13 protein-coding genes and 1 pseudogene are annotated in these 13252 nt (G+C 62.3%); 4 read left to right on the top strand and 10 right to left on the bottom strand.

The features are described from left to right. Positions 1-141: 141 nt before the first annotated feature. Entirely contained in the window at positions 142-465 is a 324-nt protein-coding gene (locus EN964_RS09350) for a TfoX/Sxy family protein (RefSeq protein ID WP_127270731.1), read from the bottom strand. 90 nt (positions 466-555) lie between these two features. Between EN964_RS09350 and EN964_RS09345 the strand changes: the two genes are divergently transcribed. After that, positions 556-1053, top strand: a complete 498-nt coding sequence (locus EN964_RS09345) for a GFA family protein (protein WP_127270730.1) — start codon at positions 556-558, stop codon at positions 1051-1053. Positions 1054-1076: 23 nt separating this feature from the next. Here EN964_RS09345 and sufA read toward each other — a convergent pair whose 3' ends face one another. The 7 genes and pseudogenes from sufA to EN964_RS09310 all read right to left on the bottom strand — a co-directional run bounded on the left by sufA (position 1077) and on the right by EN964_RS09310 (position 8158). Beyond that, positions 1077-1457 (bottom strand): Fe-S cluster assembly scaffold SufA, encoded by a 381-nt coding sequence (gene sufA, locus EN964_RS09340; RefSeq protein ID WP_013532156.1) that lies wholly within the window; start codon positions 1455-1457, stop codon positions 1077-1079. A 100-nt stretch (positions 1458-1557) separates the two neighbouring features. Further along, positions 1558-1950 (bottom strand): SUF system Fe-S cluster assembly protein, encoded by a 393-nt coding sequence (locus EN964_RS09335; protein ID WP_127270728.1) that lies wholly within the window; start codon positions 1948-1950, stop codon positions 1558-1560. A 21-nt stretch (positions 1951-1971) separates the two neighbouring features. Further along, positions 1972-3216: pseudogene (locus EN964_RS09330) on the bottom strand (cysteine desulfurase). A 4-nt stretch (positions 3217-3220) separates the two neighbouring features. Continuing rightward, positions 3221-4489: a Fe-S cluster assembly protein SufD gene (gene sufD, locus EN964_RS09325; RefSeq protein ID WP_127270923.1), complete on the bottom strand. Its 1269-nt coding sequence runs from the start codon at positions 4487-4489 to the stop codon at positions 3221-3223. Positions 4490-4508: 19 nt separating this feature from the next. Further along, positions 4509-5264 carry a Fe-S cluster assembly ATPase SufC gene (gene sufC / locus EN964_RS09320; protein ID WP_023810312.1) on the bottom strand — a complete coding sequence of 252 codons (756 nt, stop codon included), beginning with the start codon at positions 5262-5264 and terminating at the stop codon, positions 4509-4511. A gap of 25 nt (positions 5265-5289) precedes the next feature. Next, on the bottom strand, positions 5290-6807 hold the full coding sequence (gene sufB, locus EN964_RS09315; RefSeq protein WP_027037002.1) for a Fe-S cluster assembly protein SufB: 1518 nt from the start codon (positions 6805-6807) through the stop codon (positions 5290-5292). A gap of 187 nt (positions 6808-6994) precedes the next feature. Then, positions 6995-8158 carry a cysteine desulfurase family protein gene (locus tag EN964_RS09310; protein WP_127268784.1) on the bottom strand — a complete coding sequence of 388 codons (1164 nt, stop codon included), beginning with the start codon at positions 8156-8158 and terminating at the stop codon, positions 6995-6997. Between the two features lie 236 nt (positions 8159-8394). Here EN964_RS09310 and EN964_RS09305 point away from each other — a divergent pair, with 236 nt between their 5' ends. Together EN964_RS09305 and EN964_RS09300 are read left to right on the top strand one after the other, a co-directional pair. Continuing rightward, positions 8395-9069, top strand: a complete 675-nt coding sequence (locus tag EN964_RS09305) for an alpha/beta hydrolase (RefSeq protein WP_023669128.1) — start codon at positions 8395-8397, stop codon at positions 9067-9069. Between the two features lie 21 nt (positions 9070-9090). Then, positions 9091-9741, top strand: a complete 651-nt coding sequence (locus tag EN964_RS09300) for an FMN-binding negative transcriptional regulator (RefSeq protein WP_127268785.1) — start codon at positions 9091-9093, stop codon at positions 9739-9741. A gap of 11 nt (positions 9742-9752) precedes the next feature. Here EN964_RS09300 and EN964_RS09295 read toward each other — a convergent pair whose 3' ends face one another. After that, positions 9753-10502, bottom strand: a complete 750-nt coding sequence (locus EN964_RS09295) for a phosphatase PAP2 family protein (protein ID WP_245473102.1) — start codon at positions 10500-10502, stop codon at positions 9753-9755. Positions 10503-10628: 126 nt separating this feature from the next. Then, the gene (locus EN964_RS09290) at positions 10629-12272 is read right to left on the bottom strand and encodes a glycosyltransferase family 39 protein (RefSeq protein ID WP_127268787.1); all 1644 of its coding nucleotides are present in this window, start codon (positions 12270-12272) and stop codon (positions 10629-10631) included. Positions 12273-12560: 288 nt separating this feature from the next. Here EN964_RS09290 and tyrS point away from each other — a divergent pair. Next, positions 12561-13252, top strand: a 692-nt coding sequence (gene tyrS, locus EN964_RS09285; RefSeq protein WP_127276314.1) for a tyrosine--tRNA ligase, incomplete at its 3' end; no start/stop codon positions are given.

The following is a 13252-nucleotide window of genomic DNA, read 5'->3' as shown; positions in this document are numbered from 1 at the left end:
CCCCCTCATCCGTCCGCTTCGCGGCCACCTTCTCCCCGAGGGGAGAGGAGCTTGCAGCGCCGACGTCGACCTCTTCTCCCCTCGGGGAGAAGGTGGCCGCGAAGCGGACGGATGAGGGGGTGGCCTCGCGCTTGCGGGAATCTACTTCCCCGCCCGTCGCCCCGCCTCATAGGCCCGGCGTGCCCAGATCGTCATCTCGTCGGGATCATCGAAAGCGCTGTCTGGAACGCTCCAGTAGGGCATGGCGACCAGCTTGCCGTGGCGCGAGCCGGTATAGGTCCATTGCGTGCAGCCGGCGGCCTCGAACTCGGGCACGCTTTGCTCGTCGGCCTTCAACAGCAATTCGCCACGCAGCACGATGGCGACGATGACACCGTCGAAATAGATGCCCTTGCCGCCGAACAGTTTTCGGATGCTGACCGGGCCGAGGCCTTCGAACAGTTCGGCGATGCGTTCATTGTCCATGCCGCGATCATGTCACCGGCGTTTGGCCTTGTCATCGCCGCAACCAAAATCATGCTGACAGGTTGTGTGAGGTCGATCGGAGTTCCCGCTATGCCCGTGCTGCTCAAAGGCTCCTGCCGCTGCAATGCCGTCCGTTTCGAGGTGGAGAGCCACACGCCGGCGCCATTCATGCTGTGCTACTGCTCGATCTGCCGCAAGCAGCAGGGCGGCGGCGGGTTTGCCATCAATCTCGGTGCCGACAACGAAACACTGAACATCAGGGGCAAGCGCAGCCTCGGCGTCTTTCGGGCGGAGATCGAGGACGACGAGCATCCGCATTGCGAAATCTCGACCGGCGAGCGCAATTTCTGCAAGAAATGTGGATCAGCCCTTTGGCTCTACGACCCGACATGGCCGGAGCTGGTGCATCCCTTCGCTTCGGCGATCGACAGCGATTTACCCATTCCGCCAAGCAAGGTGCACCTCATGCTGAAATACAAGGCGAACTGGGTGGAGCCGGTGGTTGGCAAGCATGACAAGGTCTTCGACGTCTATCCCGAGGAATCGATCGCCGACTGGCACAAGCGCACGGGCATGTGGGTGGATTAGCCCCGTAAACGGGCGAAGGAGGGTCAGGCGGAGGCGCGTGCCTCTGCCAGCGCCTTCAGGTCGGCCGGCTTCAGTTCGACGGATTCGCCGCAGCCGCAGGCCGAACTCTGGTTCGGATTGTGGAAGGTGAAGCCGGTGCGCAGCGTCGTCTGCTCGAAATCCATCTCGGTGCCGAACAGGAATAGCGCTGCCTCGGGCGCCACATAGACATGCGCGCCGTCGCGCTCGATATGGTCGTCCTTGGTATTGGGCTCGGTCACCAGATCGACCGTATATTCCATGCCCGCGCAGCCGCCCTTCTTGATGCCGAGGCGGATGCCGTGCGCATTGTCACGCGTGGCGACAATCTCGCGCACCCGGTCGGCGGCCTTTTCGGTCATCGTGATGACGGCAAAGCGTCCCATTCTTTTTCCTTCCATTCCATGCAGGTTCAAGGCCTGCCGAATGATTCCTCACCTAAAATGGTGAAGTTTTACCCCTGGCGCAAGTATGCCAGGCCCAACGCTAGTACCAACCCACCGCGACCTGCGCCTCTTCCGACATGCGGTCGGCCGACCACGGCGGGTCGAAGGTCATGTTGACCTCGACGCCGGACACGCCTTCGACGGCGCCGACGGCATTTTCGACCCAGCCGGGCATTTCGCCGGCGACAGGGCAGCCCGGAGCGGTCAGCGTCATGTCGATCTTGACCGAGCGATTGTCCTCGATGTCGATCTTGTAGATCAGGCCGAGCTCGTAGATATCGGCCGGGATTTCCGGATCGTAGACCGTCTTCAGCGCCGAGACGATGTCGTCGGTCAGCCGCGCCAGTTCGTCGGCTGGAATGGCTGATCCCGAAACCAGCGTATTGGGCGCGGTTTCCGGAGTGGTCTCGGCAGCGATGCTTGCATCATCCATGGTCGTCACCCAAAAAACTCGTCATCCGAAGAATTTGCGCGCTTTTTCAAGCGCCTCGGCCAAAGCGTCGACTTCGGCCCTGGTATTATACATGCCGAACGATGCCCTGCATGTGGAGGTTACGCCGAAGCGTTTCAACAGCGGCTGGGCGCAATGCGTGCCCGCCCGCACCGCAACGCCCTGCCTGTCTATCACCATCGACACGTCATGCGCATGAATGCCTTGCAGTTCGAACGAGATGATGGCGCCCTTGCCGGGCGCATCACCGAAGATGCGCAGCGAATTGATGGAGCGCAGCCGCTCATGCGCGTAGTTCTTGAGGTCTTCCTCATGGGCGGCAATGCGCTCGCGGCCGATCGTTTCCATATAGTCGAGCGCGGCACCCAGCCCGATCGCCTGGACGATCGGCGGCGTGCCGGCCTCGAAGCGGTGCGGCGGCGAGATGATCGAGGAGGTGACGGAAGACATCGTCACCTACAACGAGCCGCCGCCCATGAAGGGCCGCATGCCAGCGAGAATGTCCTTCTTGCCGTAGAGCACGCCGATGCCCGACGGGCCATACACCTTGTGCCCGGTGAAGACGAAAAAGTCGCAGTCGAGATCCTGCACGTCGATAGGCATATGCACGGCGCTCTGACTGCCGTCGACCAGCACCGGAATTCCGCGCGAATGCGCAATGCGCACGATTTCCTTGATCGGCGTCACAGTGCCAAGCGCGTTCGACATGTGGGTAATGGCAACGAGCTTTGTCTTGCTGGTCAGCCGCTTTTCAAATTCCTCGATGTGGAAGACGCCGAGATCGTCGACCGGCACCCAGACCAGTTTGGCGCCCTGCCGCTCGCGGATGAAATGCCAGGGAACGATGTTGGAGTGGTGCTCCATGATCGACAGCACGATCTCGTCGCCCTCGCCGATGTTGGGCATGCCATAGCCATAGGCGACCGTGTTGATGGCCGAAGTCGTGTTCGAGGTGAAGATGATGTTGTCGGTGCTCGGCGCATTGAGGAAGCGGCGCACCGTCTCTCGCGCCTTTTCGTAGGCATCGGTCGCGGCGTTCGAGAGAAAATGCAGGCCGCGATGGACGTTGGCGTATTCCTGGGAATAGGCATGCTGGATTGTGTCCAGCACCGCCTGCGGCTTTTGTGCCGAGGCGCCATTGTCGAGATAGACCAGCGGCTTGCCATAGACTTCCCGCGACAGGATCGGGAAATCGCGGCGGATCGCTTCGACGTCGTAGAAATCTCCGATCTTGCCCGGTGCGTTCATCAAATCACCCGTGCGCCGCGAACCAGCCGTCGAGCCGCGCCTCCAGCGCTTCGACGATTGCCTCGTCGTCAAGTTCCTCGATCACCTCGGCGACGAAGGCCTTGACGAGCAAGCCCCGCGCGCTTTTCTCGTCGACGCCGCGCGCCATCAGGTAGAACAGATGGTTATGGTCGATCTCGGTGACCGTCGCGCCGTGGCCGCAAATCACGTCGTCGGCGAAGATTTCAAGCTCGGGCTTGGTCGAGAACTCGCCGTCGTCCGACAGCAGCAGCGTGTTGCAGGCCATCTTGGCGTTGGTCTTCTGCGCATATTGATGGACGTTGATGCGACCCTGGAAGACGCCGCGCGCCTTGCCCGTCACCACGTTGCGGATGACTTCCGTCGAGGTCGTGTGCGGCACGGCGTGGTCGAGCACCATGGTCACGTCGGTATGGGTGTCGCCGGCCAGGAGGTTGATGCCGCGCAGCTTGAAATCGGCGCCTTCGCCAGTCGTCCTGACCATGATCTCCTGGCGCACCAGTCTGCCGCCGGCGTTCATGACAAACAACGTCAGTTTCGCATTCTTGCCGATATGGGCCTTGAACTGCGCCAGATGCGCCGCCGTTTCCGGCTGCTCCTGGACGATCAGCCACGTCACCTCGGCGCCCTCGCCGAGCACGAGCTGGCTGACCGAGCTGCCCAAGGCAGCGCCGTCACCCGTCTGACGTTCGACGATGACGGCCTTGGCGCCGGCGCCGACACGCACTCGCAGGCGCACATGGGTCTGGCCGCCAGCCTGCAGGTTCTGCAGCTCGACCGGCTTTTCAAGTTCCACACCATCGGCGATGTCGACAAAATACCCGTCGGCGACGAAAGCCGTGTTCAGCGCGCCGATGGCGTCGTCGCTGCCATAGGGATCGAGCCCAGCTGCTGCGCTGCCGTCGATCAGCTTTTCCGACAGGCGCTGGAAAGAAACGCCTTCAAGAACCGGCACTTTGGCGTCCGACTTGCCGTTCAGGATCGACACCACGGTGGAACCGTCGACGATCGGTGCAACGGCTTTGGCCATGGCGGCGGGGTCGAAGTCCGGCACGGTATTCAGCAACCGGCGCAGGTCGGTGTAATGCCAGGATTCGACACGCCGCGTCGGCAGGCCGTGCTTGATCGTCTCGATGGCGTCGTCGCGCTTCAGCATCACCGCGCCGTCACCCGGCAGCAGCGACAGCCGGTCGCCGAACGCGTCGATCAACGCTGTCTCGGCCGGTGTCCGCTGCGGTTGTGTGTGCATGTTCATCGGTATTACCTCTGGCATCTCACGCGGCTTCGCCGATCACGCCGGCATAGCCATTGGCTTCCAGGTCGAGCGCCAGCGACTTGTCGCCGGACTTGATGACCTGGCCCTTGTAGAGCACGTGCACGGTGTCGGGCACGATGTGCTCAAGCAGGCGCTGGTAGTGGGTGATGACCAAGAACGCCCGGTCCGGCGCCCGCAGCGCGTTGACGCCGTCGGACACGATCTTCAGCGCATCGATATCGAGGCCGGAATCGGTCTCGTCGAGCACGCACAGTTTCGGCTCCAGCAGCTTCATCTGCAGAATCTCTGCCCGCTTCTTCTCGCCGCCGGAGAAGCCGACATTGAGCGGCCGCTTGAGCATCGCCATGTCCATGCTGAGCGAGGCGGCGGCTTCCTTCACGCGCTTCAAAAATTCCGGGATCTTCAGCGGCTCTTCGCCACGCGCCTTGCGCTGCTCGTTCATCGCCACTTTCAGGAATTCCATGGTGGCCACGCCCGGTATCTCCATCGGATACTGGAAGGCGAGGAAAATGCCTGACGTGGCGCGCTCGGCCGGATCCATTTCGAGGATCGACTGGCCGTTGTAGAGGATGTCGCCTTCGGTCACCTCATAGTCCTCGCGGCCGGCGAGGATGTAGGACAGCGTCGATTTTCCCGAGCCGTTCGGCCCCATGATCGCGGCAACCTCGCCGGCTTTCACCGTCAGGTTCAAGCCACGGATGATTTCGGTGCCGTCATCGACGATGCGGGCGTGCAGGTTTCTGATTTCAAGCATTCTTGTTTCCTGAATATTTGTCCGGTCAGCCGACCGAGCCCTCAAGGCTAATCCCAATCAGCTTCTGCGCTTCGACGGCGAATTCCATCGGCAGCTGCTGGATGACGTCCTTGACGAAACCATTGACGATCAGCGCAATTGCTTCCTCTTCGGGGATGCCGCGCTGCATGACGTAGAATTTCTGGTCCTCGGAAATCTTCGAGGTCGTCGCTTCGTGCTCGAACTGCGCCGTCGAGTTCTTGGCTTCCATGTATGGCACGGTGTGCGCGCCGCACTGGTCGCCGATCAGCAGCGAGTCGCAGTTGGTGAAGTTGCGGGCGTTGGTCGCCTTGCGGTGCGCCGAGACCTGGCCGCGATAGGTGTTCTGCGAGAAGCCGGCGGCGATGCCCTTGGAGATGATGCGGCTCGACGTGTTCTTGCCGAGGTGGATCATCTTGGTGCCGCTGTCGACCTGCTGATAGCCGTTCGATACCGCAATCGAATAGAACTCACCTTGGGAATCGTCACCGCGCAGGATGCAGCTCGGATATTTCCAGGTGATCGCCGAACCGGTCTCGACCTGCGTCCACGAAATCTTCGAGCGGTCGCCACGGCAGTCGCCGCGCTTGGTGACGAAGTTGTAGATGCCGCCCTTGCCCTCGGCGTCGCCGGGGTACCAGTTCTGCACCGTGGAATATTTGATCTCGGCATCGTCGAGCGCTACCAGTTCGACGACCGCCGCGTGCAACTGGTTCTCGTCGCGTTGCGGCGCCGTGCAGCCCTCGAGATAGGAGACGTAAGCCCCCTCCTCGGCGATGATCAGCGTGCGCTCGAACTGGCCGGTGTTCTTCTCGTTCATGCGGAAATAGGTCGACAGCTCCATCGGGCAGCGCACGCCCTTGGGCACGAAGACGAACGAGCCGTCGGTGAACACAGCCGAATTCAGCGTGGCGTAGTAATTGTCTGAGGTCGGCACGACCGAGCCGAGATATTTCTTCACCAGCTCCGGATGCTCGCGGATGGCTTCCGAGATCGAGCAGAAGATGACGCCGGCCTGCGCCAGCTCCTTCTTGAAGGTGGTGACGACGGAGACGGAATCGAACACGGCATCGACGGCGACGCGGCCCGATTTGTAGACATTGTCGCTGACTTCCTCGAGTTCCGAGGCGTCGGTCTTCTGCACGCCGGCAAGGATTTCCTGCTCGCGCAGCGGAATGCCGAGCTTCTCGTAGACCTTCAAGAGTTCGGGATCGACATCGCTCAGCGAAGTCGGGCCGGGCGTGCTCTTGGGCGCCGCGTAGAAGTAGATGTCCTGGAAATCGATCTTGGGATAGTGGACGCGCGCCCAAGTCGGCTCGTCAAGCGTCAGCCAGCGGCGATACGCTTCCAGACGCCATTCCAGCATCCAGGACGGTTCGTCCTTCTTGGCCGAAATGAAACGGATGATATCTTCGCTGAGGCCCTTGGGGGCCTTATCGACAGCGATTTCGGTCTGGAATCCGTATTTGTATTGGTCGACGTCGATCTTTCGGACCCGATCGATCGTGTCCTGCACAGCAGGCATAAGCGTTCTCCATCCACGCCGGGGTCAAGGCCCGACAGTTTTCAAACTATGGCACCGCCAAAAACGAACCCCGAAGAGGTGCTCGCGGCAGCGTAAGTTTAATATAGTGCGCTTCGACCGGGAATTCACCCGGCCAGCATGAAACGCACGGCTCTACCAGGCCGAAAGGCCCAAATTCGTCCAACCGCTACGCGGCCCGTTCTCTATCCGCCCTTCGTGCGGCAATACCCGCAAGCGCGGTGCGGAAAAGCTCAACGTCTTCCGCGCCGGTCGCCGGTCCGATCGACACCCGCAAGGCGCCGAGACTGTCACCGTAGCCCATGGCTTTCAGCACATGGCTCGGTCCGACCTTGCCCGACGAACAGGCAGAGCCGGCCGACAGCGCTACACCGGCCAGATCGAAGGCGATCTGCGCGGTTTCGGCTTTGACGCCCGCAATAGCGAAGAATGCCGTATTGGCAAGCCTTGGCGCACCGGTTCCAAAGATTTCCGCGTCCGGCACCAGCGATTTGACGATGGCCTCGATCTCGTCGCGGCGCTGGCGCACCGCATCCATGGCCGGCAATCCGGCAAGCGCCTCGCGTGCGGCGGCGCCGAAACCGGCAATGGCGGCGAGGTTCTCAGTTCCGCCGCGATGGCCCTTTTCCTGGCCACCGCCATTGATCAGCGGCTTCGGCATCATCAAATCGGAAGCCGCGACGATGGCGCCGACGCCCTTGGGTCCACCGATCTTGTGCGAGGACAGAATCAGATAATCGGCGTAACCCGCTGATAGATCGGTCGAAACACGCCCTACGGCCTGCACGGCGTCGACAATGAGGATGCCGCCCGCCGCCTTGACGATCGCGGCGATACGATCGATCGGCTGGATGACGCCGGTCTCGTTGTTGGCGGCGTGGATTGCGACCAGCGGCAGGCCCTCGCTCTTGTCGTGACCGCCGAGCGCCGACTCCAAGGCGCCGAGATCGGCAATGCCGTTGGCGTCGACGCCGATCCGCGTCACCTGCGCTGCGGGGAACCGTCCGCCGTTCAACAGGCAGGGATGATCGGCCTCCGACACGTAAAGCCGGCTCATACGCACCGTGCCGCGCCCCATCTGCCAGTCGGGTGACAGCAGCGTCGAGGCTGCTTCCGTGGCACCGGAGGTGAACACGACATGCTCCGCCTTGGCGTTGACTAGCGCCGCCACGTCACGCCTGACGGTCTCGATCAGGCGGCGGGCCGCGCGCCCCTCGGCGTGAACCGATGACGGATTGGCCGCGACGTCAAGGGCCGCGACCATAGCCTCGCGGGCCACGGCAAGCAGCGGCGCACTGGCATTGTAGTCGAGATAGGCGCGTATTCCGGCCATTTTCGTCCGTCAAATCCCGTCAGAAGCCATTCCGCTGTCGTATGGCGTTATTTCCTTGAAATTCCAAGGCGAGCCGTCCTATTTACGCGGCTTGCGGCGCGGGTGGCCGGGCTCGATGTCTTGCCACTCAGTTTTGAACAATTCTAAACTAGCTTCTAAGAAGACGCTCGCCCTGCGTCAAGGCCAGAGGAAACGTTCCAGGCACCGCGCGTTCGTATTACCAAGTGGAGTATTTTATGCCTGAGGTCATTTTCACCGGTCCTGCCGGCCGCCTGGAGGGTCGCTATCAGCCTTCCAAGGAAAAGAGCGCGCCGATTGCCATCGTCCTGCACCCGCACCCGCAATTCGGCGGCACGATGAACAACAAGATCGTCTACGACCTCTTCTACATGTTCCAGAAGCGGGATTTCACCACGCTTCGCTTCAATTTCCGCGGCATCGGCCGCAGCCAGGGCGAGTTCGACCATGGCACCGGCGAGCTGTCGGACGCCGCCGCCGCTTTGGACTGGGTGCAGTCGCTGCATCCCGATTCCAAGAGCTGCTGGGTCGCCGGCTACTCCTTCGGCTCCTGGATCGGCATGCAGCTTCTGATGCGCCGGCCGGAGATCGAAGGCTTCATTTCGATCGCGCCGCAGCCCAACACCTATGATTTCTCGTTCCTGGCGCCCTGCCCGTCATCGGGCCTGATCATCCATGGCGATGCCGACAAGGTGGCGCCGCCGAAGGATGTGCAGGGCCTGGTCGACAAGCTGCACACGCAGAAGGGCATCACCATCACGCAAAAGACCTTGCCCGGCGCCAACCATTTCTTCGCCAACGATGCCGACCTGCTGCTCGAGGAATGCGCCGACTATCTCGACCGCCGGCTGGCCGGCGAATTGTCGGATCCGCGTCCGAAGCGGCTGAGATAAACAAGGCAAGAACGGACGGCGATGTACGAACCTCCTCATTTCAGGGAAACGCGGCCGGAAATCCTGCACGGGCTGATCCGGACGCATCCGCTGGGCCTGTTGGTTTCCAACGGGCCCGATGGGCCGGTCGCCAACGCTGTCCCGTTCCTGCTCGACGCGGAAATCGGGCCTAACGGCACGCTGCGCGCCCATCTGGCGCGGGCCAACCCGCAATGGCGCCTGTTGGCCGACAACCCGGCATCCCCCGTGCTGATCGTCTTCCAGGGCAGCGATGCCTATGTGACGCCGTCCTGGTACGAGACCAAGCGCGAGACCGGCAAGGTGGTGCCGACCTGGAATTACGCCATCGTGCAGGTTCGCGGCACCGTCAAGGTGATGGATGATCAGGACTGGCTGGCGCAGCAGATCGCCGATCTGACCATATCCCAGGAAGGCGCCCGCGCCGCACCCTGGGCGGTGACCGATGCGCCGGAGCCCTTCATCCAGTCGCAGATCAAGGGCATTATCGGGCTGGAAATCGAGATCAGCGAAATCCACGGCAAGTGGAAGGTCAGCCAGAACCGGCCGGTCGCCGATCGCGTCGGCGTTGCACAGGGGCTGGAAAGCGAAGACCACCAGTCGCCCGGCATGGCCGGCCTGGTCAGATCCTATGGCGGACTGGACGGCAACTGAACTTCGAATGCTCAGGCAGCCTTCCTTGTCGGTCCGATCAGCCGAAACGTTCTCTTGCGGACCGGCAGTCCCGACGGCATCGGCCGGAAAATGAAGCCGAGCCGGGCAAAGACCAGCCCGCAGGCGAGCGCGAAGCCGCAGCCAAGGCCGAAGCCGGCGACGGTGTCGCTGGGATAGTGCGCGCCAACGAAGATACGGGTCGAGGCGATACAAGCGGTGATCGCCAGGGCGATGTACCAGCGCCGCGGAAACAACAGCAAAGCGACCCCGAACACCGCGCCCATCGTCGTACCATGGCCGGACGGAAAGCCGGCGAAGCGCGCATCGAAAGCGAAGGGGTGCAGGGTCAGCACGCCAAAGTCCTCGTAATAGAGGGGGCGAGCCCGGCCAATGGCATATTTCAGCACATTGACGGCGATCCCCGACAGGCCGGTGGCGCACAGCACCAGAAAAGCCAGGCAGGTCCAGTTGTAGAGCAGCATCAGCGAGCGCCGCGAGAGGCTTCGCCAATCCGTCAGGTTGGCGGCGACAAGCAGAAGCACTGAGGGAATGAGATACCAGCCACCCAGGCCGAACTGGGTGAAAAAGTCGGCAGTCCGGGCAAATCCCGCCGACCACTTGCCGTGAAGCATTCCGGCCGGGGTGTCGAGACGAACAAACGCTGCCGCCGTCAGCAAAACCCAGACCAGCACCCAGACCGACCACAAAACGTTCGGGTATCTGGCCGGGCGGGTGGCAAGGCGGCTTTTGGCGATCTGCATCGTATCGCGAAAATTGTCGAGCGACCGGCGCCCTACCCCAAGGAGCAGGCTCGAAACGGGCGGGCGTGATTTCACCAGCATAGGAAATTCGACCCCATTGTCGCCGTCATGGGCATCGGCGAGCCGTCACTGGGTTACACGATAGAGGCCGAGCGACAGCTTGTCTCCCGACGAATAGTTGAGGCCGTCGACCTCGGCAACGCGGTTCGCCGACTTGCCTTGCGCCGCCAGCAACCCATTCAGTTTCTGCTCGTCGCCGACCTGCGCCAGAGCCAGGGCGCAGGCAGGATCGCCGAGCAGATGCTTGGCGACGCCATCGACATCGGTCAGGACGGTCTTGGTGCCGACCAGGAACACCAGGCTCGGCTCGTGATATTCCGCCGAAGCGAGCACCGTGGTGTCGCAAGGCCTGTTGGCCTGGAACGCCGCCTCGATCGCCGGGCTCAGCCAGATCGGTTTCAGCGAAGGCGCGATGACGCCGAACAACAGTCCATAGGTGATGCCCGCGCAGACGGCGATTGTGCCGATGCGGGAGAGCGGCACTTGCAGCTGTCGCGAAAAAGCGAAATATCCTGCCGCCAGCGCCGCCGCGGCGGCCGGGATGCTCCACCAGGAGAAGGCGCCGGTGAGATAGATCGGCGCTCCGACGCAGACCGCCGCCAGGCCAAGGCTGACCACGGCAAGACCGAATGCGGTCGACCACCACAACCAATCCTGCCAGCGCCTGAGCGGCGCATTCGCCTCCTGGGGCGGCAAGGTCAACAGCCAACCGATCAGCAGCGCCATGCCGGGATAGGCCGGCAGGACATAGTGCGGCAGCTTGGTCGGGATCAGTTCGAACACCAGCCAGAACGGAATGTACCAGGCGAGGCAGAAACGCAGCCGCGGATCGTCGCGCAACCGGTTGAGGGCCTGCAGCCCGGCGCCAACCGCGATCAGACCGAACGGCCACATGAACAAGGAATAGGTCAGCATGTAGAAGCCCGGCGGCAGGCCGTGCGATTCCTCGCCCGAGGCGACCTTGGCCATCATGTCCTTGCCGACGGCATCACTGAGGAAGGCGCCGCCGCTCTTCCAAGTGATGAGGGCGACCCAGGGCAGCACGATGAACAGCACCAGGGCGACACCGCGCACGAGCTTCAGCTTCAGGAGCCAGCGCCAGTCGCGCTCGAAGGCAAACAGGGCGGCGACCGTCAGCACCGACAACAGCGGAGCCACCGGCCCCTTGATAAGGATTCCAAGGCCTTGAGCGGCCCAGAATATCCACGGCAGATGGGCCGCTACCGGTTCGTTGCGGCGCGATGCCAGATAGATCTGAGCGAGCGCGCCTTGCGCCGCCACGCAGCAGGCCAGCAGCATGGCGTCGGTCTTGGCGTCACGCCCCTCGAAGGCGGTGGCGAAGATCGCCGCCATCATCAGGCCGGCGGCGAGACCGGCATTGGCCCCGAACAGCTTGGTGCCTGTCCAGGCAATGCCGACGACGGCCAAGGCAATGCCAAGCATGGAGACGAGGCGGTAGACCCAGATCGGCGCCGCCGCCCCCTCGCCGCTCAGCGCCACGGCCGCCGATTGCAGCCAGTAGATGCCGATCGGCTTCTTGTAGCGCGAGGCATCCTGAAAACGGATGTCGACATAGTCGGAGGTTTCGACCATCTGCTTGGTGGCCTGGACAAAACGGGATTCGTCCCGGTCGACGGGTGGAAGGCTCGCCAGTCCGCTGAAAGTCATCAGCACGCTGAACAGAAAGAGAAAAAGATAGTTCCTGTTCATCGCGGAGCTTTCCGGATCTGATCTGCGGGATGGCCCCGTCGCGGCGCCTCAGGCCCTGCCCTGCGCGGCGCCTCAATACGCCAGCCCAAACGACGAAGCAAGGATTCGCAAATGCCATCCGCGCGGGCACCAAAACCGGAAACCACTTTTGCTGATCGCTGGACCTTTGTCTGGCGCACGATCAGTCGCAAAACCGGAAACCACTTTTGCTGATCGCGCTTGGATGCTAAACGCCCGCGTTCATGCACACCCGAGCCACGCTGGCCGGACGCTTTCGGGAAAGAAAAAATGCCTGCCTTCAAATCGGATTTCCTGCGCACGATGAGCGAGCGCGGTTTCATCCACCAGACTTCGGATGATGCCGGTCTCGACACTATCTTCGCCAAGGAAACGGTGACGGCCTATATCGGCTTCGACGCCACCGCCAAGAGCCTGCACGCCGGCTCGCTGATCCAGATCATGATGCTGCACTGGCTTCAGCAGACCGGTCACCGGCCGATCGCGCTGATGGGCGGCGGCACCTCGATGATCGGCGACCCGTCCTTCAAGGACGAGGCGCGCAAGCTTTTGACCCCGCAGGACATCGAAGACAATCTGGCTGGCATCCGCCGCAACTTCATGCCCTACCTCAAATTCGGCAGCGGTCCGAACGACGCCATCATGGTCAACAACGCCGACTGGCTGATGGAGATCAACTACGTCAATTTCCTGCGCGATGTCGGCCGTCACTTTTCCGTCAACCGCATGCTGGCGTTCGATTCCGTCAAGCTGCGGCTCGATCGCGAGCAGTCGCTGTCGTTCCTCGAATTCAACTACATGATCCTGCAGGCCTATGATTTCGTCGAACTCTACAAGCGTCTCGGCTGCCGCCTGCAGATGGGCGGCTCCGACCAATGGGGCAACATCATCAACGGTATCGATCTCGGCCGCCGCATGGAGGACGCGCAGCTCTATGCGCTGACCACGCCGCTGCTCACCAC

The sequence above is a fragment of the Mesorhizobium sp. M7A.F.Ca.CA.001.10.2.1 genome (assembly GCF_003998575.1).
Taxonomy (GTDB): domain Bacteria; phylum Pseudomonadota; class Alphaproteobacteria; order Rhizobiales; family Rhizobiaceae; genus Mesorhizobium.
This window is presented reverse-complemented; position numbering and strand designations above follow the sequence as displayed.

Excerpts from the sequence above, each read along its gene's own strand:
- EN964_RS09350 (WP_127270731.1), bottom strand. The coding sequence starts at position 465 with ATGGACAATGAACGCATCGCCGAACTGTTCGAAGGCCTCGGCCCGGTC.
- EN964_RS09345 (WP_127270730.1), top strand. The coding sequence starts at position 556 with ATGCCCGTGCTGCTCAAAGGCTCCTGCCGCTGCAATGCCGTCCGTTTC.
- sufA (WP_013532156.1), bottom strand. The coding sequence starts at position 1,457 with ATGGGACGCTTTGCCGTCATCACGATGACCGAAAAGGCCGCCGACCGG.
- EN964_RS09335 (WP_127270728.1), bottom strand. The coding sequence starts at position 1,950 with ATGGATGATGCAAGCATCGCTGCCGAGACCACTCCGGAAACCGCGCCC.
- sufD (WP_127270923.1), bottom strand. The coding sequence starts at position 4,489 with ATGAACATGCACACACAACCGCAGCGGACACCGGCCGAGACAGCGTTG.
- sufC (WP_023810312.1), bottom strand. The coding sequence starts at position 5,264 with ATGCTTGAAATCAGAAACCTGCACGCCCGCATCGTCGATGACGGCACC.
- sufB (WP_027037002.1), bottom strand. The coding sequence starts at position 6,807 with ATGCCTGCTGTGCAGGACACGATCGATCGGGTCCGAAAGATCGACGTC.
- EN964_RS09310 (WP_127268784.1), bottom strand. The coding sequence starts at position 8,158 with ATGGCCGGAATACGCGCCTATCTCGACTACAATGCCAGTGCGCCGCTG.
- EN964_RS09305 (WP_023669128.1), top strand. The coding sequence starts at position 8,395 with ATGCCTGAGGTCATTTTCACCGGTCCTGCCGGCCGCCTGGAGGGTCGC.
- EN964_RS09300 (WP_127268785.1), top strand. The coding sequence starts at position 9,091 with ATGTACGAACCTCCTCATTTCAGGGAAACGCGGCCGGAAATCCTGCAC.
- EN964_RS09295 (WP_245473102.1), bottom strand. The coding sequence starts at position 10,502 with ATGCAGATCGCCAAAAGCCGCCTTGCCACCCGCCCGGCCAGATACCCG.
- EN964_RS09290 (WP_127268787.1), bottom strand. The coding sequence starts at position 12,272 with ATGAACAGGAACTATCTTTTTCTCTTTCTGTTCAGCGTGCTGATGACT.